The sequence below is a fragment of the Streptomyces sp. P13-3-3 genome, assembly GCF_050571355.1.
Taxonomy (GTDB): Bacteria; Actinomycetota; Actinomycetes; order Streptomycetales; family Streptomycetaceae; genus Streptomyces; species Streptomyces althioticus.
Genome location: NZ_CP192228.1, coordinates 3,831,393 through 3,851,594 on the forward strand (window position 1 = coordinate 3,831,393; position 20,202 = coordinate 3,851,594).

Here is a 20,202-nt window from a genome sequence, read left to right on the forward strand (position 1 = left end):
CGCGACCCCGTATCCACACTCCGTACAACGTGTCCAGATAGCGGACAATCGGGCCCGCCTCTTGGTATCCGCTTAACACAGGAGTAACACTGGAAGGGTCGGGCGACCTGTCGTATACGAAACAGGTGTTCCGACGTCCCGCGCGCGGCAACGGCGCCGAGCGCTCCTCACCGGTTCCCCGGCAGAAGCGATGCATGCCCGCGAACCGGTTGCCAGCCGTGCCAGAAAGGGACCCCGTGACCTCACGCCCCGACCCCAAGATGTCGCTCGACCAGATCCGCGCCGAGATCGAGCGACGCAACCCGGCCGAGCCGGAGTTCCACCAGGCCGCGCGTGAGGTGCTGGAGACGCTCGCCCCCGTACTCACCGCGCGGCCGGAGTACGCCGACCCCGGCCTCGTGGAGCGGCTGATCGAGCCCGAGCGGCAGATCATCTTCCGGGTGCCGTGGACGGACGACAACGGCCGCGTCCACGTCAACCGGGGCTTCCGCATCGAGTTCAACAGCGCCCTCGGCCCGTACAAGGGCGGCCTGCGCTTCCACCCCTCGGTGAACCTCGGCATCATCAAGTTCCTCGGCTTCGAGCAGATCTTCAAGAACGCGCTCACCGGGCTCAACATCGGCGGCGGCAAGGGCGGCAGCGACTTCGACCCGCAGGGCCGCAGCGACGCCGAGGTCATGCGCTTCTGCCAGTCGTTCATGACGGAGCTGTACCGGCACATCGGCGAGTACACGGACATCCCCGCCGGTGACATCGGCGTCGGCGCCCGCGAGATCGGCTATCTCTTCGGCCAGTACCGGCGCATCACCAACCGCTGGGAGGGCGGCGTCCTCACCGGCAAGGCGGCCGGCTGGGGCGGCTCGCTGATCCGCCCGGAGGCGACCGGCTACGGCAACGTGCTGTTCGCCGAGGCCATGCTGCGCGCCCGCGGCGAGGAACTGGACGGGCAGACCGCCGTCGTCTCCGGCTCCGGCAACGTCGCCATCTACACCATCCAGAAGCTCACCGCCCTCGGCGCCACCCCCGTCACCTGCTCCGACTCCGGCGGCTACGTCGTCGACGAGAAGGGCATCGACCTGGAGCTGCTGCGCCAGATCAAGGAGGTCGAGCGCGGCCGCGTGAGCACGTACGCCGAGCGCCGCGGCGGCTCCGCGCGGTTCGTGCCCGGCGGGCGCGTCTGGGAGGTCCCCGCGGACGTCGCCCTCCCGTCGGCCACGCAGAACGAGCTCAACGCCGACGACGCCGCCGCGCTGATCCGCAACGGCGTGAAGGCGGTCTCCGAGGGCGCGAACATGCCCACCACCCCCGACGCCGTCGACCTGCTCCAGCAGGCCGGTGTCGCCTTCGGCCCCGGCAAGGCGGCCAACGCGGGCGGTGTCGCGGTCAGCGCGCTGGAGATGACGCAGAACGCGTCCCGCACGTCCTGGAAGGCCGACCACGTCGAGGCGGAGCTGGCCAGGATCATGACCGACATCCACACCACCTGCGCGGAGACCGCCGAGCGCTACGGCCTCCCCGGTGACTACGTCGCCGGCGCGAACATCGCCGGGTTCGAGCGGGTCGCGGACGCGATGCTGGCGCAGGGCGTCATCTGACGCGTACGTCGTACGTCCGTGGGGCCGGGGGCATCGCGCCCTCGGCCCCCTCCGCGTTCAGGGCGTGGGGACGCCCGCCGGGCGGGCCGGGCGGCCGAAGCGGGCGGGCACGCCCGGCGAGTACAGCACGCTGACCGGCTCACCGGCCGGCGCGGGCAGCCCCGCCGCCGCGACCAGGTCCTCCTGGCACTCCAGCAGCTCGGCCCGGTAAAGCGGCCAGCGCGGATGGGCGTTCGGCAGGTACATCGGGCGCCCGAAGAACACGCCGTGCATGCCCCAGCGGGCGGTGAGGAAGTGCTCCAGCTCCGTCGGCCGGTCGACCGCCTCGCCCCGCCGCACGGTGAGCCGCGTCCCCGCGCCGCGCGGCCCGGGCAGGCGCCGGGAGGCGGTGTACGTGACGGTGCGGTCGTCGACGTGCCGTACGCGCATCCGGGACCAGACGTACGGCATCCCGAACCCGAGGCGGCCGACCAGGACCGGGACCAGCCGGGAGGCGTCCAGGGACAGGAACACCACCCCGCGCCGGCCGTGGTCGTCCACGGAGTAGAGGCGGACGTTGGTCTCGGGGAAGCTCCCCAGGTACGGCACGCCCGGCAGCCGCAGCCACCCCACCCGGTGCATCCGGAACGCGACGAGACCGACGTACGTCACGCCGTCCAGGGTGTCGGGCACGGCGCCCGGCGGCAGCAGCCCCGCCACGTCGGCCGGGTCCACCGCCCAGTGGACGAACGTCAGGTCCAGCCAGGACTGGGTGAGCAGCGGACGCGCGATCGCGTCCGGCGGGTCGGGCGTCACGGGCTGCGGGGTCGACGGCACGGCGCCAGTATCGCGGAAGGCGCGTACCCCACATGGCCCTGGCCGCGGCCAGGGGCGCTCGGCGACGCTGGACACATGGAGAAGCTCTCGCTCGACGCCCTTGTCCGGACCCACCTGGAGCAGGCCGCCAGCGCCTCCAGCGGCCGCAGCGCGACCACTGTGTACGGCGGTCACGAGCACACCCTGCGCCAGACCCTCCTCGCCCTGACCGCCGGCACGGAGCTCGCCGAGCACGACAGCCCCGGCGAGGCCACCCTGCTCGTCCTGCGCGGCCGCGTCCGCCTCACCAGCGGCGACACGGGCTGGGAGGGCCGCACCGGCGACCTCCTCGTCATCCCGAACGCCCGGCACGGCCTGGAGGCGCTGGAGGACGCGGCGGTGCTGCTGACGGTGGCGAAGAAGGGCTGACGGTGACCGGAGACGGTAGGCCGGTCGAGGAGTTCACGGCAGAACTGCTCGCCCGGGAGGTCTTCGGCCCGCTCGGCGGGGTGGTGGAGATCGGAGCGGTGAACGCCACGGGCACGTGGCGCCTGGCCGACGTATCACTGGGCGACTTCCTGCACGGGCGCAGGGCCGAGGTGGACGTGCTGCTGGCGCGCCTCCGGTCGGCCTGCGCCTTCGACAGCACGGCGATGAGCATCGCCTGGGACCTGGGCTGGCTCCGCCCCCACGACGTGACCGCCGCCTCGCTGCTCCTCTGGTCGGGTGGGCTGACGGGCGTCCCGGACGACCCGGCGGAGCTGGAGTCGCCGGCGGTGGTCCGGCACATGTGCCAGGTCGGCGCGGACCTCCAGCTCACGCGCCTGCTGCACGCGTCGGTGACCGCGGCGGTGACGGCCGGCACGGAGGCGAAGCGGGGCGCGCGCGCACTGGCGGCCGTACTGACGGCGGCCTGCGCCCTCTCGGGTGGGCCACGCCCGTCGGACGTTCTGCGTCTGTGGCGGGTCGCCCACCTCGTGCACGTCCTCCGCCCCGGCTCGGACGCGTCGGACGCCGGCCGCTCGGCCTTCCGGGCGTACGAACACGTCCTGACGGCGACCTTCGGCGACTGACGGGCCCGCGTCCGACGCGATGACGGCTCGGTGGCACCATGTCGGCACGTCATCGACCGAAGGGGGACGTCGGCGTCATGGCCCGTTACATGGAAGCGCTGACCGTCGAGCGGGGCGGTTTCCGGATCAAGGTGCCGGAGAGCTGGTGGGAGTTCGACGTACGGCCGGAGTCGCGGGACGACTCGATCCACCGCATGGTGACCGAACGCCTGCGCGCCCACCCCGAACTGGCCCCGCACCGCGACACGTACATCTCCTTCCTGCGCAAGGCGGCGGCGGACGCCTGGAAGTCGGGCACGCTGTACTGCGGCTGCATGGCGGAGACCTTCGGGGGCGACACCCCGATCACCGGCTCGGTCACCGTCTCGCTGGTCGGCGGCCGCACCAGCAAGGGCGACCCGCTCCCCACCGACCCGGAGGCGGTCGCCGCCCAGCTCGCGGTCAAGGAGGCGAAGCGGGAGGGCGACTCCTGGCGCAAGGTGACCACCGTCGACATCCCGGGCGTCGGCCCGGCGGCCCGGACGTACGGCATCGAGGACGTGCCGGTACCGGGCGACGAACTCGGCCGCACGATCCGGGCGGTGCTGATGCAGACGTTCATCCCGGTGCCGGGGCAGGAGGGCAAGGTCGCCCTGGTCGCGGGCAGCAGCCAGGTCCTGGACCTGGCGGAGTCCTTCTTCGACATCTTCGACGCGATCACGTCGACGTTCCGGTTCGCGGACTGAGCGGGCCGAGCGGACTGAGCGGGCATGACGCGGTCGTGGGACTGGGCGACGGGGGAGGGGCTGCTGGGGCTCGACGACCCGGGGGAGTGGGACGCCGCGTTCGAACGCGGTGAGCGGAACCTGGGAACGGCGGCGATCGGCCTCGCCTTCAACTGCCCGCTGGAAGACGCCTCCCCGCGTCTCGTCCGCGCGACGCAGCTCCCGGACACCGCCCAACGAGGCTTCGCCTTCACGGCGGTGGGCACGGCGGCCCGGCTGAACGGGGCGCTGACACCGGAGCTGTACGAGGTGCTGCGCGCGGCGGGCCCCGGACGCAAGAGCATCGCCGTGAACGCCGTGGACGACACCCTGACCTTCGTACGGTTCCGCGACCTGCCGCCGTGGCTGAAGTGGAGGGTGGTGTACGTGACGGTCCGGGACAAGCTGGAAGGCTGGTGGTTGCGGGGGGAGGACGCGGCGCGTCGCGTGTGGCAGGTCGTGCGCCGTGGGTGACGCGGCACTGGCGGAGGGGGAATCGAAAACGAGCTAGGTTTCAGGGGAGGGGGTTGGGCGTGATCGTTCCTTCGAGACTGCTCGGAGATCTGCTCGAACAGATCCACCAGGAACGAGCGGCTCATCTGGCGCTGGACTTCGCACGGCACGTGTTGGATCTGGAGCGGGACGAGATCGAGGAGCCCGTGTGGGCCGCGTGCCTGGAGTACGTCGAGGCGTGTCACGAGGCGATTGACCTCGGGAAGGTTCCTCCTCGGCTGTCCGAGGCGAAGGAGTGACTGTGGGAAGCCGCCGCACGGTGGAACACCGACAGGCACGTCCTCGCCCGGGGAGCGGGGCTGGCTCTCGACGCCGCACGGGTCGGCACCGAGCAGATGCTGGCCAAGGCGGCGGGGCATGGCCCCTCCACCCCTATCCCTTGCCTCTACATGGCCCGCCGGCTCCAGGCGGAAGTCGGCCACTGGGCCGCGCAGCACCGTCCGGCCGGCACCGACGAGCGACTCGCCGCCCGCCGCGCCCGCTGGGAGGAAGCCCGCTGGCAGGTGCGGCACGTCATCGCGTCGGAACGGAACCCACACGGGGACGCGTGAGGAGGAGCGGCCATGCGCATCGGCACGGGAGTCGTCCACGCCTGTCGGGGAGACGGACCCCCCAAGAACTCCTGGTCCGGTACGAGTGAGCCCCCTGCTGACGTGACGGTGATCGTGGCCCCAGCACGTGGTGAGTAGCGCCCGACTGACGCCCCTGCGGCGAGAAGGGCCGCTCTTCCGATCGAACTGTCGTGCCGGGTAAGTTCACGTGTGCATACGGGTGTTGGCGATGTGCGCGTGACGGGGGTTGCGGGATGGCGGGTCACCGGCCGACTGATTGGCATGTCCTTGATCTGGACAAGGATCCGACGCCTGGTGACCCGGAGCGGGTGCGGAAGCTCGCGAGGTTCCTGCACGACTTCGCCGACGACGTCTCCGAGGCGTTGCGTCTGGTGAAGGGGATGGCCGGTGAGGGGACGCTGGCGGAGTGGGCCGGGAAGTCGGCGAAGGTGTTCAAGGAGGAGTTCTCCGGCGTTCCCAAGAATCTGCGGAAGCTGGAGAAGTCGTACGCGATGTGCGGGGACGCGCTCGCGGACTACTGGCCGAAGCTGGAGCGGGCGCAGGCGCTGGCGGACAAGGCGTTGGCGAAGGCGCGTGAGGCGCAGGCGGATCTGACGTCGGCGCAGTCGAAGCTGGCGTCTGCGGAGTCGTGGGTGGGGCGGGCGACGAAGGAGGCCGACAAGTACAAGGACGACCCGACGGGGTCGAAGTCGGACGCGGACAAGCCCGACGAGGCGAAGGTGCGGGCCGCGACCCGGGACGTGCAGAGCGCCAGGAGCGCGCACACGAAGGCGCAGTCGGATGTGACGTCCGCGCAGGGCGCGCTGGACGCGGCGAAGAAGATGGCCGCGGACGCGCGGAAGATGCGTGAGGAGGCGGCGCGGGACGCGAAGTCGAAGATCGACGAGGCCTCAGACGCGGGGATCCAGAACCGGTCGTGGTGGGAGGAGATCGGCGACTGGTTCACCGACAACTGGGACAACATCGTCGCGGCCTGCAAGATCGTGGTGGCGGTCGTCGGCATCGTCGCGATGATCATCGGCGGGCCGATCCTCGGCGCGATCGTCCTCATCGCCGCCCTCGTCGTCCTCGCCGACACGCTCTACAAATACTCCAAAGGCCAGGCCTCCCTCTGGGACGTCGGGCTCGCCGCGTTGGGTTGCATACCCGGCATGAAGGGGCTGACCACCCTCGGCGGACTCGCCCGGGGTGCCAAAGCCCTGGGGCAGGGCGGCCTCAGGGGCATGGCGGCGGCCGTACGGGGTCTGGGCAAGAGCGCCCGCAGCATGGTCACCGGTACCAAGGGGGCCTGGAACAGGCTGAGCAAGGTGGTCCGCTCCAAAGGCAGCGATCCCGTGGACATGGCCACGGGCGCGATGTACCTGCCGCAGTCGGACATCGAGTTGCCGGGTCTGCTGCCGCTCGTCTTCACGCGACGCGTCGCCTCCGACTACCGGTGCGGCTGGTGGTTCGGTCCCACCTGGGCCTCGACCATCGACCAACGACTCGAGGTCGACACGGCCGGCATCGTGTATGTCACCGAGGACGGACTGCTGATCGCGTACCCGCATCCGGTCGACGTACAGACACCAGTACTTCCCGTGGCAGGGCCGCGGTGGCCACTGACTCGCACCGAGGGCGGCGGCTACCGGATCGACGACCCGGCGACCGGGCACACCCGTCACTTCGCCTGCCCCGACGGTCAGGGCATCGCACTGATCACCGGTATCAGTGACCGCAACCACCACACGATCACCTTCGACCACGACGAGCACGGCACTCCGCTCGCAATGCGTCACTCCGGCGGCTACCACCTCGCCTTCACTACTGAGGGTGGTCGGGTCACCACCCTCAGCCTGGTCGGCGCCGCCGAGGACGGGTCGGACGTCGTCGTCAGGCGTTACGGCTACACCGGAGGCAGTCTGACCGAAGTGATCAACTCCTCGGGCCTGCCACTGCGGTTCACCTACGACCACCGTCTCCGCGTCACGTCCTGGACAGACAGGAACAACAGCCGTTACGCGTACACCTACGACGAATGGGACCGCTGCGTCGCCGAAGGCGGCGAGGCCGGCCACATCACCGTCACCCTCGACTACGACGGCATCGACCCCAGGTGGCCCGACTGCCGCGTCACCACTCTCACCACGGCCGAAGGCGCGGTCAGTCGTTTCGTCGTCAACGCCGGCAGCCAGGTCGTCGCCGAGATCGATCCTCTCGGCGGGATCACACACACCGCCTACGACGACCACCACCACGTTGTCTCTCAGACCGACGAACTCGGCCACACCACCGAGTACGTGAACGACGAACTCGGCCGCCCCCTAGTCATCCGCTATCCGGACGGGACCCGGACGACGATCGCGTACGACGAGCTGGGCCTGCCCGTCGAGACGGCGATGCCGGACGGAGGACGGTGGCTGCGCACGTACGACGCACGTGGCAACGGTCTCACCCTCACCGACCCCACGGGAGCGACGAGCCGTTTCCGCTATGACGAGCAGGGCGGTCTCGTGGAGTTCACGGACGCCCTCGGAGCGGTCACCCACCTCGTGAACAACGACGCGGGCCTCATCGTGGAGGCCACGGACCCGCTCGGCGGACGAACACTGCTGCAACGTGACGCCTTTGGCCGGAGGGTCTCGGAGACCGGCCCACTGGGCACCGTGACCTGGTGGCGCTGGAACACGGAGGGCGAGCTGCTCGGCCTCACCCGTCCCGACGGGTCCACCGAGTCCTGGACGTACGACGCGGAGGGCAACTGCACGGGCCACACCGACGCGATGGGCGCCGAGACCCGCTGGTCCTACACCCACTTCGACCTGCCCAGCGCCCGCGCCAACCCCGACGGGACGGAGTACCGCTTCGAGTACGACCCGTCGCTCCGGCTGACACGGGTGACCGGCCCGACGGGCCGTACCTGGGACTACACCTACGACGCCGCAGGGCGTCTGACCGAGGAGTCGGACTTCGAGAACCGGGTCGTCCGCTATGCGTACGACGCGGCGGGCCGGCTCACCGCACGGACCAGCGCGGCCGACGAGGTCATCCGTCACACCCGGGACGTAATGGGGCGGTTGGTACGCACCGAGTCCGGTGGTGAGGCCACGGACTTCACCTACGACGCGTCCGGCCGCCTCACGGGGGCCGTATGGCCGGGCGGACGACTGTCCCGCTCGTACGACGCCTCGGGGCAGCTGACGGAGGAGACGATCAACGGGCACACACTGCACCTCGCGTACGACCCGGCGGGGCAGCTCATCCGGCGCCGCACCCCCTCCGGCGCCGACACGACGTACTCTTTCGACGCCGCCGGCCGGAGGACCGGGCTGACCTCGGGCCGACACACCGTGGCCTCGGCCCATGACGCGGAAGGTCGGGAGACGAGCCGGACCTGGGAGCAAGCCCTTCACCTGGCGCAGGCGTGGGACTCCGCCGGCAGGCTGGTCGGCAGCCGGGTGCGCGGGCCCGACGGCTCGGTGGTGTCTTCGCACGAGTACCTGTGGAGGCCGGACGGTGCACCGTCCGGAGCCGGGCCACGGAGTTACAGCCTCGACACCGCCGGGAGGGTCGTCCAAGTACACGCGGCCGACTGGACCGAGACGTACGTCTACGACCGAGAGGGCAACCAGTCGGAGGCCCACTGGCCCCCGACGCACCCCGGTACCGAGGCCTCGGGGCCGCGCGAGTACGCCGGAGCGCGGCTTGTCGCCGCCGGGCGGACGCGGTACGAGCACGACGCGAGCGGGCGGCTCACCGTACGGCGCCGCACCCGCCTGTCCCGCAAGCCGGACGTGTGGCGTTACACCTGGGACGCGCAGGACCGGTTGTCGGAGGTCATTACCCCCGACGGGACCGTTTGGCGCTACCACTACGACCCGCTCGGGCGCCGTACGGCCAAGCAACGCCTGGGCGACGACGGGCGGACCGTGCTGGAGGAGACCCGGTTCACCTGGCACGGGGGGATTCTGGTCGAGCAGTGCACGACCATGGCCGGAGTGCCCGTTGCCCAGACCATGACCTGGGAGTTCGACGAGAGCGGTTTGGAGCCGCTGGCACAGACGGAGCGGTACACGCGTGTGGAAGGCCTGTCGCAGGAAGAGGTGGACAGCCGCTTCTACGCCATTGTCACCGACTCCATCGGGCTTCCCAGTGAGCTGCTCGACGAGTACGGCACCGTCGTCTGGCGCCGGACCTCGACCTTGTGGGGGGTGACCACATGGAACCCCGATGCGACGGCGTACACGCCCCTGCGCTTCCCGGGTCAGTACCACGATGCCGAGACGGGGCACCACTACAACCTGCACCGCCACTACGACCCCGAGACGGGTCGGTACCTCAGTCCGGATCCTCTGGGCCTGACCGCGGCCCCCAACCCGGACACGTATGTCCACAACCCCCTGACGTGGCTCGACCCTTACGGGCTCTCCCCGTACCCGCCGATCCGGGTGAGGCCGGGGCAGCAGGTGAAGAAGGGCACGCCGTACGAGATGAGCCCGCCGGAGCGGGAGTTCGTGGAGAAACTTCTGGAGAAACGAACGAACTTGCGCGTCTACCGTACTCACGGAAAGCAGGCAGAGGGAGACTTCGTGATCGTAGACATGACCAACAAGAATCATAAGGTCGGGTGGGTGGTCGACCACAAGATGAATGCCGATAAGGTCACCAAGGGTAACCAATTCACAAATGCGGCTCGAGCGGCGAAGAGTCTCGGTCTTGAGAAGTATGAGATTGCCACGGGTGACACCGGAAAATTGTTGAACATTCTCAGTCGTGGTCGCGGCGCGTGGGGCGGAATCTGATCATGATTGTATTTCCCAGGCTCCTCAGTGATCTGCTGGACGAGATGGACGGTCCGCGAGCGGGCCATCTGGCGTTGGACTTCGCATGGCATGTGCTGGATCTGGAGCGGGAAGGAATCGAGGAACCGGTACTGTCCGCGTGCTTGGAGTACATTGAGGCGGCTCATGAGGCGATTGACCTAGGAGAGGCCGTGCCTCGCTTGTTGGAAGTCAGGGAACGCCTGGATGCGGTTGCCGAGCGGAGGGTTTCCAACATGTTTTTCCTTGCCGGCGAAGCGCAGTTCACGGTGGATGCGGCGCGTGTCGGTGTTGGATTGATGCTGGACAAGGCGTACGAGCGGGGTCCGTTCAGTCACCCTTCCTGCCTGTCCGTCGCCCGCCAACTGCAGGCGGAGGTCGGCCGCTGGGCCGTCCAACACAGTGAGGGCGGTGCTGACGAGCGTCTTGTAGCTCGCCGGGCTCGTTGGGAAGAAGCCCGTTGGCAGGTGTTGCACATCCTCAGGACGGAGCCCAATCCGCACAGTGACGCCGGATAACCACTGTGCCGCCCGTGTCGCACCACCCCGGTCGGCACGGTCAGTACGTACGCGTACGACGCCGCCCGCAACCCCGTTGACATGGGCGCCGCCCGGCGCGAGGCCAACGGTCTGAACAGCATCCGCAAGATCATCGAGCGGGAGATGCAGAGCCTGCCGCAGGGGCTCACCGAACGGGGACTGAAAGTACTGATCAAGAAATGGAGGGAGAGGCTGACCGGCCAAGGAGCCGGACCGGGAAGGTGCTACCCCTGCCGGTCGGCCATCACGAAAGGACTCGTCGGTGTCCCAGCCCGTCGACCCCACCCAGTCCCTGGAACGGCTCGAGGGACAGCGCTGGCCCGAGCCGCCGGAGGACGCCACTTCGCTGGTCAGAGCGGTCCACGAACTGCGGCGTCGCCCTGTCGGCGACCTTCGGCCCGACGAGCTGGCCCGCCTGATCACCCAGGACGTCGGGCTGCCCTGGCTGCTCCCTCTCGCGGTCCGCATCCTCCGGGACACGGCCCCGTCCCAGATCGCGGGGGGTTGGTACGACGACGACCTTCTGTACGCGGTGGTGACGCGGAAGACGCAGGTGTGGGAACGGTTCCCGGACCTAGCCCGAGAGCTGAAGGCGACGGTCGAGTCACTGGTCGACCTCTCGAGCTATGTACGGGAGGAGGCCGCCGCCTTCTGCGCCGCCGTTCCCGGGGCATCTTCATGGCCGATGCCCACGACGTAGCGCGGACAGTGTTGCCAACTCCCGTACGGTCGGGCCGCATGGCGGCTTGGATACCAAGTGACGTCGCGTGTGGAGTTCGGGCGGCGGGAATGGTGCGGTATGGCGTCTGAATGGGACTGGGAAGGTGGCGAAGGGCTGCTCGGCATGGACGACTCGGCAGAATGGGACGCGGCATGCGAGCGTGGTGAGAACCATCTCGGCACCGCGGCGATCGGGTTGGCCTACAACTGTTCGTTGGAGGAGGCGGCGCCGCGAATTGTCAGAGCGATGCAGTTTTCGGATTCCGAGCAACGAAGGTACGCGTTCACTGCCGCGGGTGCGGCGGCGCGGGTCAATCGAAATCTGACGCCGCAACTGTACGCAGCCCTCCGCGATGAAGGGCCGAAAGGCCTTGCCGTGCACGCCATTGCAGACACTCTCTACGCCGTACCGTTCCGGAGATTGCCCCCGTGGTTCAAGTGGCGGAAGGTGCGGTCGAAGGCGCGGAACAAGCTGGAGAGTTGGTGGCTGCGCTCCGGTGAAGCGGTGGGTGACGCCTGGCGGTCCCTGCGCGGTCGGCGTTCCTGAGGAGCGACAGGCCGGCCGGGCCGTGGCCGCCACGGGGGCGCGGGATGTCGCGCGTGCCTGCCCGACATCCCCCGTCCGGACTCGGACGCCACGGTCGCGGACAGGTCGGCGTTCGTATCTGGACGCTGGAGGCCACGATGGGGACGTGGGTCGGGCTGCCCCTGAGACACGCCGTCCGCTACCGCCGGGGCGGGACGGGCCGCTGCCCGGTGGGCCCGGTCCCCACCTCGGCCCAGACGGTCTTGAGCGGGGGCGGACCGGGGGCGACTCCCCAGCGGTCGGCGAGGGCCTCCACAAGCAGCAGGCCGCGGCCGGCCTCGGCGTCGTCGGCGGAGCGCTGCCGGCACGGCAGCCGGTCACCGCGCGTGTCGGTGACCTCGATGCGGAGGGTGTCACCGACGACGTACAGCAACAGCCGGAAGTCCCGCCCGGAGACGTGGCCATGGGTGACGGCGTTGGCCGCCAGCTCCCCGACGATGAGCTCCGCCGGATGCGACGGCAGCCCCCACGTGCGCAGTTGCTCGGTGGCGAGCAGCCGGGCGAGACGCGCGCCACGAGGCGTGGAGGACAGCTGGAGGCTGACGTTACGGACGGGGCGGGCGAGGTGGTTTTCAGGGGCACGCATGTCTTGATTCATGTCACTCAGCGTGGCCGAACCTGCTTCCGTGGATGAGTGACAACGCCTGCACGTACCGTCACTGTCCCGGTTTTTGTCTCGGCTGTCTCGACTGTCTCGGGCGTTGTGCGGAGTACGAGTACGCGCCGAAGGAGGAGTCGTGGACGAGGGTGTCGACGAGGCGGGCTGGGATGTCGAGCCGGGCGACGAGATCGAGCCGGTGGTGCAGGCGGTGGGCCGCCTGCTCAAGGTATGCCGGGAGTCCGCCGGGATGAGCGTGCCCGAGCTGGCGGCCGCCCTCGGGTACGGCGAGGACATGATCCGCAAGATCGAACGAGGGGCCCGCATCCCCCGCCCGGAGTGCCTGGACAGGGCCGATCAGATCCTGAGGGCACAGGGCCATCTGCGGGCCTTCATGGACGACATGCGCAAGGCGCGCTATCCGAAGAAGGTGCGGCAACTGGCCGAGCTGGAGGAGCGGTCGGTGGAGATGCTGCTGTACAGCAACCACAACATCCATGGGCTGTTGCAGACGGAGGAGTACGCGCGAGCGCTGCTTCGCACCTGGCGCCCGGCCTACTCGCCGGACGAACTGGAACGTATGGTCACCGCTCGGATGGCCCGGAAGTCGGTTTTCGAGCGCTCGCCCGCGCCGGAGCTGGGATTCGTCCTGGAAGAGGTGACGCTGCGCCGCCCGATCGGGGACACAATGGTGCTGCGCCGGCAGCTCGAACACATCCTGGAGGTGGCGAAGTTGCCGTTCGTGGAGCTGCAGGTGATGCCGACCGCCCACGCGAACCACCCGGGAACGGGGGGCCGTATCCAAGTGCTCAAGTTCGCAGACGGGACGGGGATGGGGCGCACCGACGGTGACTTCGGAGGTCGCCCGGTCTCGCACCCCAGGCAGCTCCGCGTCCTCGACCTGCGCTATGGCATCATCCGGGCTCAGGCGCTCACACCAGAGGAGTCTCTGGTCTTCATCGAGCAAACGCTGGGAGAGCTATGAGCACGCCGGAACTCCATTGGTTCAAGAGCAGCTACAGCGACAGCAGTAACGGCAACGACTGCGTCGAAGTCGCCCTCACACCCCTCACCATCCACGTCCGCGACTCTAAGAACGCCTCCGGCCGGCGTCTCGCGCTCACGCCGGAGGCGTGGGCCGCGTTCGTCGCGCCGTTCGGCTCGGCGCGTACGCCCGACTGATAGCGACGGCGCAAGCTCGGTGCACTCTCAGTCCCCATATTTCCCGTACGGCATCATTGACATCGGGGGAAGGTGCCTTCACCGTACCTTCACATACGAGATCAAGGGATTCGGGGGAGAACGGCGATGCCTGAGCGGGGTCGGCTCCGTCTCGGTGATCTGACGGCGGGACGGACCGTGTCGGGCATCATCACCGACAGCGACGTCACGATCGTCGCGGTGCGGATGTACGGGCCGACGGCGGCACAGGTCACCTACCGTCGGCCCGACGGCACCGTGGACGAGACGATCCTCTACGAGGACGACGAGGCGAGGCTGGCCGAGTCCGCGTCCGGAGCGGCGGGCAGCGGCTTCCACGCGGACCCCGGGCTGTACCGGCTGGCGGCCGAGGCGCTGCGGATCAGGATGGCGGCGCGCGGTGACGCCATGCTCGCCGTCTCCACCAGCCTCCTCGAACCGCTGCCCCACCAGATCCAGGCCGTCTACAACGAGCTGCTGCCCCGTACCCCGCTGCGTTTTCTCCTCGCCGACGACCCGGGCGCCGGCAAGACGATCATGGCTGGGCTCTACATCAAGGAACTGGCCCTCCGCGGCGATCTGGAGCGCTGCCTTATCGTGGCGCCGGGCGGGCTGGTCGAGCAGTGGCAGGACGAGCTACTGGAGAAGTTCGGCCTGGACTTCACCCTGCTCACCCGACAGCTGACCGACGCGACGATCGACGGCAACGTCTTCGACCGGCATCCGCGGCTCATAGCGCGCATGGACGCCCTGGCCCGCTCCGAGGACCTGCAACGGCTCCTGGAGGAGAGCGGCTGGGACCTGGTCGTCGTCGACGAGGCGCACCGGATGAGCGCCAGCTATTTCGGTACGGAGCTGAAGACCACCAAACGCTTCGAGCTGGGCCGTCTCCTCGGCCGGCTCACCCGGCACCTGCTGCTGATGACCGCGACCCCGCACGCCGGTAAGGAGGAGGACTTCCAGCTCTTCATGACGCTGTTGGACAGCGACCGGTTCAGCGGCCGGTACCGGGCGGGCATCCACCGGCACGATGTCACCGGGCTGATGCGTCGCATGATCAAGGAGGACCTGCTCACCTTCGACGGTCGAAGGCTCTTTCCCGAGCGCCGCGCCTACACCGTCCCCTACGACCTCTCACCTGCCGAGCACGAGCTGTACGAGCAGGTCACGGAGTATGTCCGCCAGGAGATGAACCGGGCGGAGCGGCTGGACGGTCGGCGCGGCAACCAGGTCGGTTTCGCGCTCACCGTCCTCCAGCGTCGCCTCGCCTCCAGCCCGGCGGCCATCCACCGTTCCCTGGAGCGCAGGCGGCAGCGGCTGGAGACCCGCCGCCAGGAGATGCTGTCCGGCCACCCCCTGCCTTCCGCCAGCACCGCACGCAGCCCTGAGCCTGCCTCCGTGCCGGTCCCGCCCGTCCCGGCCGAGGACGAGCTGGACGACCTGACCGGAGACGAGCTGGAGCGACTGGAGGAGCTGGTCGTCGACGCCGCGACCGCTGCTCGCACGGTGTTGGAACTGGAGCTGGAGATCGCCGCTCTGCAAGAGCTGGAGCGGCTCGCGGGACGGGTCCTGGCCTCCGGTGACGACCGCAAGTGGCAGGAACTGTCGGCGCTGTTGGAGGACGAACCGCTGCTGCGGGACGAGCACGGTGTGCCGCGCAAACTGATCATCTTCACCGAGCACCGCGACACCCTCGACTATCTCTCCCACCGGATCAGGAACCTGATCGGTCGCCCGGAGGCGGTCGTCATCATCCACGGCGGCACCCCGCGCCCACGCCGCCGCGACGTCCGCGACGCCTTCAACCAAGACCCCGAGGTCCGTGTCCTCATCGCCACGGACGCCGCAGGTGAGGGCCTGAACCTCCAGCGCGCCCACCTCATGGTCAACTACGACCTGCCGTGGAACCCGAACCGCATCGAGCAGCGCTTCGGGCGTATCCACCGCATCGGCCAGACCGAGGTCTGCCACCTGTGGAACCTGGTCGCCGCCGACACCCGCGAGGGCCAGGTGTTCCAACGGCTCCTCGACAAGATCGAACAACAGTCGAAGGCGTACGAGGGCAAGGTCTACAACGTCCTGGGCGAGCTCTTCGAGGGCGAACCGCTGCGCGGCCTCCTTCTCCAGGCCATCCGCTACGGCGACCAGCCGGAGGTCAAGAACCGGCTGGACCAGGTCATCGACGCCCGGGTCGGCGAACGCGCCGTCGAACTGATCGCGGGACTGGCGCTCGACGCCCACGTCATGGGGCTGGAGGACGTCCAGGAGGTCCGGCTGCGCATGGAGGAGGCCCAGGCCAAAAGGCTGCACCCGCACTACGTACGAGCTTTCTTCCAGGACGCCTTCGACCGCCTCGGGGGCCATCTCCGAGCCCGTGAGAGCGGCCGGTACGAGATCACCCACATCCCCGCCGTGCTCCGCGACACGGGCCGCTTCGGACGGGGACTCGGCGGAGTCGTGCAGCGCCGTTACGAGAGGGTGTGCTTCGACCGTGACCGCGTCGTCCTCCCCGGCGCCGCCCGCGCCGACCTCATCGCACCCGGGCATCCGCTTTTCGACGCCGTACTGGAGGAGACCGTCCACCGTCACGGCGACCTGCTCACCCGCGGCACCGTGCTCGTCGACGCCTCCGACGCCGGTACCCGCCCCAGGCTGCTGACCGCGCTGGTCCAGGAGGTCGCCGACGGGCACCGTCGCTCGGTCGACCGCTCCTTCGCCTTCGTCGAACTCCACCCCGACGGCACCGCCCACGACGCCGGACCCGCCCCCTACCTCGACTACCGGCCGCCCACCCCCCGCGAGGCCGAGGCCGCCGAGGCGCTCCTGAAAGAGGACTGGTTGCGCGACGGCGGCCCCGCTCGTGCCCTGGAATGGGCCGTCCGCGAAGCCGTCCCCCAGCACCTTTCCCGCACCCGGGAACGTCTGGTGCCGGTCATCGAGCGCACCCGGGCCCAGGTCGAACAGCGCCTCCGCCAGGAGATCGGCTTCTGGTACGCCCAGGCGGGGAAGCTTGAACTCGACCTTGCCGAGGGTAAGAAGGTTCGCCACCGCCCCGAGACCGCCCGCGCCTGGGCCGAGGACCTCGAACGGCGCCGCGAGCAGCGCCTCGCCGCCCTCGACAAGGACCAGGCCCTCCAGGCCCGCCCGCCCGTCGTCGCCGGCTGCGCCCTCGTCGTCCCCGTCGGCTGGCTCCTGCACAGGATCGACCCCGCCGAGACCGCGCTGGAGAAGGACGTGCGGGACGCTCTGCACGCCACCGACGGTTACGAGGCCGACCGCCGGGCTGTCGCCGCCGTCCTCACCGCCGAGCGCGGGCTGGGCCGCCTGCCCGAGGAAATGGCCCATAACAATCCCGGCTACGACATCCGGTCTCGTACGCTTGAGGGCCACCTCGTGCACATCGAGGTCAAGGGCCGTCGGGAGGGTGCGGAGCACTTCTACATCAGCCGCAACGAGGTCCTCGTCGCCAAGAACCGGGGCGTGCATCACCGTCTCGCCCTGGTTTCCGTCAGCCCGCACGGCCCGGAACACGACGAGGTCCGCTACCTGACCGACGCCTTTGCCGATACCGACTTCGGCGACCTGAAGACCGAAGGGCTTCTGCTGTCCTGGCAGGACGCCTGGAACAAGGGAGGAACCCCGCAGTGAGCGGTGCAACCGAAGAGACGGCCCCGGAGCGCCGCACCAAGCTGATCGAGGTCTCCCTCCCGCTGGAGGCGATCAACAGGGAATCCGCTAGGGAGAAGTCCATCCGCCATGGGCACCCCTCCACCCTCCACCTTTGGTGGGCCCGCCGGCCCCTCGCCGCCGCCCGGGCGATGCTCTTCGCCCAGCTCGTCGACGACCCCTCCACACGGTCCGACCTGTCGCCGGAGGAGCAGAAGGCCGAGCGGCAGAAGCTGTTCGATCTCATTGAGGAAATGGTCCCCTGGGAGGCCACCCGCGACGAGCGGATCATGCGCAAGGTCCGCGAGAAGATCGCCGAGTCGCACGGTGACGGCCCTCTCCCGCCCGTCCTCGACCCCTTCGCGGGTGGCGGCACGATTCCGCTGGAGGCCCATCGGCTCGGCCTCGAATCCCACGCCAGCGATCTCAACCCCGTCCCGGTCGTCATCAACAAGGCGTTGATCGAGATTCCGCCGAGGTGGGCGGGCCGCAAGCCGGTCTCTCCGACGGCAGAACTGCGCACCGAAGGCAGCTGGCGCGGCGCGAGCGGCCTCGCCGAGGACGTCCGCCAGTACGGCAAGTGGATGCGCGAGCAGGCCTATGCCCGCATAGGGGCCCATTACCCGAAGGCCAAGCTGGAGGACGGTAGCGAGGCGGCGGTCATCGCGTGGCTGTGGGCACGGACGGTGACGTGTCCGAGCCCGTCCTGCGGGGCGGATATGCCGTTGGTGCGGTCGTTCTGGCTCAGCAAGAAGAAGGCCCGGCCCGCCTACGTCATTCCCGAGACGGCGGACGGCAAGGTCACGTTTACTATCGGCGGCCCTAAGGGTGAACCCCGCGATGGGACCGTGGACGGCAAGGGCGCCGAATGCCTGGTCTGCGGTGACCGAACCACGCTGAAGTACGTCCGGGCCGAGGGCGTGGCTGGGCGCATGGGCGCGATGATGATGGCCGTAGTTGCTGAGGGGAAGCGGCGGCGGGTGTATCTGCCGCCCACGCCGGAGCATGTGGGGGCGGCGGATGTAAGGCGACCGGCCGATGTGCCTGAGTCCGAACTTCCTGAGCAAGCGCTGGGGTTCAGGGTGCAGGGGTACGGGATGCGAAAGCACGCGGACCTGTTCACGAACAGGCAGTTGCTCGCCCTCACCACGTTCAGCGATCTGGTGGGCGCGGCCCGGGAGAGAGTCGAGCGAGACGCACGTGGCGCAGGTATGGGGGAAGTAGAGGCAGCCGAGTATGGGAAGTCGGTGGCAACCTATCTTGGCTTCGCCGTGAGTCGGATGTCGGACTATGCGTCGACTATCACCACTTGGGCTAGCAATCCACAAATGGAAATCTTGCGCGGCACCTTTGCTCGTCAGACCTTGTCTATGACCTGGGATTTCGCTGAGGGTAACGTGTTTGGTCCGTCGTCCGGCACGTTGGAGATCATGCTGGCAGCGATCGGTAAGACCCTGGACGCTCTGCCTGCTCAGCGACTCGCTGGACTCGTCGTTCAAGCCGACGCCACCACCCGCCCCTACGACACCTACGTCGTCAACACCGACCCCCCCTACTACGACAACATCGGCTACGCCGACCTTGCCGACTTCTTCTATGTCTGGCTTCGCCGTTCCCTCCGCGACATCTACCCGGAGGTCATGAGCACGATCCTCACTCCGAAGGAGCCCGAGCTCATCGCCACCCCCTACCGCCACAACGGAAGCTGGGAGGCTGCCGAGCGGCACTTCGAGCAGGGCTTTGTCGAGACGTTCTCGCACATGCGCGAAGGGCACCACCCGGACTACCCGCTCACCGTGTACTACGCGTTCAAGCAGTCGGAGACCGACGAGGAGGACGGCACAGCGTCAACCGGCTGGGAGACGCTGCTGAGCGGAATGATTGCGGCGGGTTGGTCGGTCACCGGCACTTGGCCTGTTCGCACCGAGCGCTCCGGCCGTTCCCGCGACATCGGTTCCAACGCCCTCGCCTCCTCCGTCGTTCTCGCCTGTCGCCCCCGCCACGCCACCGCCGGCTCCACAGACCGGCGTGGCTTCCTGCGCGCCCTGCGCAGTGAACTCCCAGACAAGCTGCGGAAGCTGCAGGAGGGCAACCTCGCCCCCGTCGACCTGCCGCAGTCCGCGATCGGTCCGGGTATCGCGGTGTTCTCCCGATACACGAAGGTGACCGAGCCCGACGGCTCGGCAATGCGCGTACGGACCGCGCTCGGGCTCATCAACGACGTACTGGCCGACGTACTGAACGAGCAGGAGGGCGAGTTCGACCAGGACACCCGTTGGGCAATCCGCTGGTTCGAGCAGTTCCAGTGGGGCAAGGGAACATTCGGGGACGCGGAGACGCTGGCGAAGGCGTACAACGTGTCCGTGAAGGGCCTCCAGGACGCCCAGATCACCAAGTCCGGGGACAGCAAGGTGTGGCTCGTCGCCCCGGCCGACCTGCCGGAGACGTACGACCCGGAGACCGACGCACGGATCTCCGTGTGGGAGGCGGCCATGCACCTGTCCCGGGTCCTGGAGGGCAAGGGCGCCGATTCCGGCGTCGGGCCTGCCGGTGAGCTGCTCGCCGGCATCCGGCGGCGTGGGGAGTTCGACGAGGACACGATCCGCGACCTGGCGCACCTCCTCTACAGCATCTGTGACCGCCGCCGCTGGTCTGAGAGCGGGCAGCGGTTCAACAACCTGGCGAGTGCCTGGTCCGACCTCCAGACGGAGGCCCGCGCGGCCGAGAAGCGCGGCCCGCGCAAGCCCACCCACCAGCCGCTCTTCTGAACGCGGTGCTCCCCGCCGGGCCACGGCGGGGAGCA

Annotated in this window: 17 protein-coding genes and 1 pseudogene; 16 read left to right on the plus strand and 2 right to left on the minus strand. The window is 69.2% G+C overall.

Annotation, left to right across the window (positions count from 1 at the left end):
• Nucleotides 1-260 precede the first annotated feature (260 nt).
• Nucleotides 261-1,595, plus strand: a complete 1,335-nt coding sequence (gene gdhA, locus ACQZOG_RS17600) for an NADP-specific glutamate dehydrogenase (protein ID WP_106963427.1) — start codon at nt 261-263, stop codon at nt 1,593-1,595.
• 57 nt (nt 1,596-1,652) lie between these two features.
• Here gdhA and ACQZOG_RS17605 read toward each other — a convergent pair whose 3' ends face one another.
• Nucleotides 1,653-2,411, minus strand: a complete 759-nt coding sequence (locus ACQZOG_RS17605) for a YqjF family protein (RefSeq protein WP_430741633.1) — start codon at nt 2,409-2,411, stop codon at nt 1,653-1,655.
• A gap of 75 nt (nt 2,412-2,486) precedes the next feature.
• On the opposite strand from ACQZOG_RS17605, the gene ACQZOG_RS17610 reads away from it, so the two are divergent.
• From ACQZOG_RS17610 to ACQZOG_RS17660, 11 genes and pseudogenes are all read left to right on the plus strand, one after another.
• Nucleotides 2,487-2,819 carry a cupin domain-containing protein gene (locus tag ACQZOG_RS17610; RefSeq protein WP_430741634.1) on the plus strand — a complete coding sequence of 111 codons (333 nt, stop codon included), beginning with the start codon at nt 2,487-2,489 and terminating at the stop codon, nt 2,817-2,819.
• A gap of 2 nt (nt 2,820-2,821) precedes the next feature.
• Entirely contained in the window at nt 2,822-3,463 is a 642-nt protein-coding gene (locus ACQZOG_RS17615; RefSeq protein WP_399567466.1) for a hypothetical protein, read from the plus strand.
• 77 nt (nt 3,464-3,540) lie between these two features.
• The gene (locus tag ACQZOG_RS17620; protein WP_430741635.1) at nt 3,541-4,188 is read left to right on the plus strand and encodes a hypothetical protein; all 648 of its coding nucleotides are present in this window, start codon (nt 3,541-3,543) and stop codon (nt 4,186-4,188) included.
• A gap of 24 nt (nt 4,189-4,212) precedes the next feature.
• The gene (locus ACQZOG_RS17625) at nt 4,213-4,680 is read left to right on the plus strand and encodes a hypothetical protein (RefSeq protein WP_430741636.1); all 468 of its coding nucleotides are present in this window, start codon (nt 4,213-4,215) and stop codon (nt 4,678-4,680) included.
• A 59-nt stretch (nt 4,681-4,739) separates the two neighbouring features.
• A complete protein-coding gene (locus ACQZOG_RS17630; protein ID WP_430741637.1) occupies nt 4,740-4,958 on the plus strand; it encodes a hypothetical protein in 219 nt (72 codons plus the stop codon).
• A 150-nt stretch (nt 4,959-5,108) separates the two neighbouring features.
• Nucleotides 5,109-5,270, plus strand: coding sequence for a hypothetical protein (locus tag ACQZOG_RS17635; RefSeq protein ID WP_430741638.1), 162 nt, complete (start codon nt 5,109-5,111; stop codon nt 5,268-5,270).
• Between the two features lie 329 nt (nt 5,271-5,599).
• Entirely contained in the window at nt 5,600-10,072 is a 4,473-nt protein-coding gene (locus tag ACQZOG_RS17640) for a DUF6531 domain-containing protein (RefSeq protein ID WP_430741639.1), read from the plus strand.
• A 2-nt stretch (nt 10,073-10,074) separates the two neighbouring features.
• Nucleotides 10,075-10,608, plus strand: coding sequence for a hypothetical protein (locus ACQZOG_RS17645; RefSeq protein WP_158698220.1), 534 nt, complete (start codon nt 10,075-10,077; stop codon nt 10,606-10,608).
• A gap of 81 nt (nt 10,609-10,689) precedes the next feature.
• Nucleotides 10,690-10,809 (plus strand): annotated as a pseudogene (locus ACQZOG_RS17650) (polymorphic toxin type 28 domain-containing protein); the annotation flags it as partial.
• 82 nt (nt 10,810-10,891) lie between these two features.
• Entirely contained in the window at nt 10,892-11,329 is a 438-nt protein-coding gene (locus tag ACQZOG_RS17655) for a contact-dependent growth inhibition system immunity protein (RefSeq protein ID WP_430741640.1), read from the plus strand.
• A 57-nt stretch (nt 11,330-11,386) separates the two neighbouring features.
• On the plus strand, nt 11,387-11,896 hold the full coding sequence (locus ACQZOG_RS17660) for a hypothetical protein (protein WP_371233878.1): 510 nt from the start codon (nt 11,387-11,389) through the stop codon (nt 11,894-11,896).
• Nucleotides 11,897-12,074: 178 nt separating this feature from the next.
• On the opposite strand, the gene ACQZOG_RS17665 is transcribed toward ACQZOG_RS17660, so the two are convergent.
• Nucleotides 12,075-12,521: an ATP-binding protein gene (locus ACQZOG_RS17665; protein ID WP_397804531.1), complete on the minus strand. Its 447-nt coding sequence runs from the start codon at nt 12,519-12,521 to the stop codon at nt 12,075-12,077.
• Between the two features lie 151 nt (nt 12,522-12,672).
• Between ACQZOG_RS17665 and ACQZOG_RS17670 the strand changes: the two genes are divergently transcribed.
• From ACQZOG_RS17670 to ACQZOG_RS17685, 4 genes are all read left to right on the plus strand, one after another.
• Nucleotides 12,673-13,518 (plus strand): helix-turn-helix domain-containing protein, encoded by an 846-nt coding sequence (locus tag ACQZOG_RS17670; RefSeq protein ID WP_367506822.1) that lies wholly within the window; start codon nt 12,673-12,675, stop codon nt 13,516-13,518.
• Nucleotides 13,515-13,715: a DUF397 domain-containing protein gene (locus ACQZOG_RS17675; protein ID WP_397804529.1), complete on the plus strand. Its 201-nt coding sequence runs from the start codon at nt 13,515-13,517 to the stop codon at nt 13,713-13,715. The genes ACQZOG_RS17670 and ACQZOG_RS17675 overlap by 4 nt, the downstream gene beginning before the upstream one ends.
• A 126-nt stretch (nt 13,716-13,841) precedes the next feature.
• Entirely contained in the window at nt 13,842-17,381 is a 3,540-nt protein-coding gene (locus tag ACQZOG_RS17680) for a helicase-related protein (protein ID WP_397804527.1), read from the plus strand.
• Complete coding sequence (locus tag ACQZOG_RS17685) at nt 17,378-20,167, plus strand: DUF1156 domain-containing protein (RefSeq protein ID WP_430741641.1); 2,790 nt, start codon at nt 17,378-17,380, stop codon at nt 20,165-20,167. The genes ACQZOG_RS17680 and ACQZOG_RS17685 overlap by 4 nt, the downstream gene beginning before the upstream one ends.
• Nucleotides 20,168-20,202: the final 35 nt, after the last annotated feature.

What these genes read in the sequence shown, in the direction of transcription:
- ACQZOG_RS17635 (WP_430741638.1), top strand. Translation starts at nt 5,109, where the DNA reads ATGGCCCGCCGGCTCCAGGCGGAAGTCGGCCACTGGGCCGCGCAGCAC.
- ACQZOG_RS17675 (WP_397804529.1), top strand. Translation starts at nt 13,515, where the DNA reads ATGAGCACGCCGGAACTCCATTGGTTCAAGAGCAGCTACAGCGACAGC.
- gdhA (WP_106963427.1), top strand. Translation starts at nt 261, where the DNA reads ATGTCGCTCGACCAGATCCGCGCCGAGATCGAGCGACGCAACCCGGCC.
- ACQZOG_RS17620 (WP_430741635.1), top strand. Translation starts at nt 3,541, where the DNA reads ATGGCCCGTTACATGGAAGCGCTGACCGTCGAGCGGGGCGGTTTCCGG.
- ACQZOG_RS17665 (WP_397804531.1), bottom strand. Translation starts at nt 12,521, where the DNA reads ATGCGTGCCCCTGAAAACCACCTCGCCCGCCCCGTCCGTAACGTCAGC.
- ACQZOG_RS17680 (WP_397804527.1), top strand. Translation starts at nt 13,842, where the DNA reads ATGCCTGAGCGGGGTCGGCTCCGTCTCGGTGATCTGACGGCGGGACGG.
- ACQZOG_RS17610 (WP_430741634.1), top strand. Translation starts at nt 2,487, where the DNA reads ATGGAGAAGCTCTCGCTCGACGCCCTTGTCCGGACCCACCTGGAGCAG.
- ACQZOG_RS17645 (WP_158698220.1), top strand. Translation starts at nt 10,075, where the DNA reads ATGATTGTATTTCCCAGGCTCCTCAGTGATCTGCTGGACGAGATGGAC.
- ACQZOG_RS17625 (WP_430741636.1), top strand. Translation starts at nt 4,213, where the DNA reads ATGACGCGGTCGTGGGACTGGGCGACGGGGGAGGGGCTGCTGGGGCTC.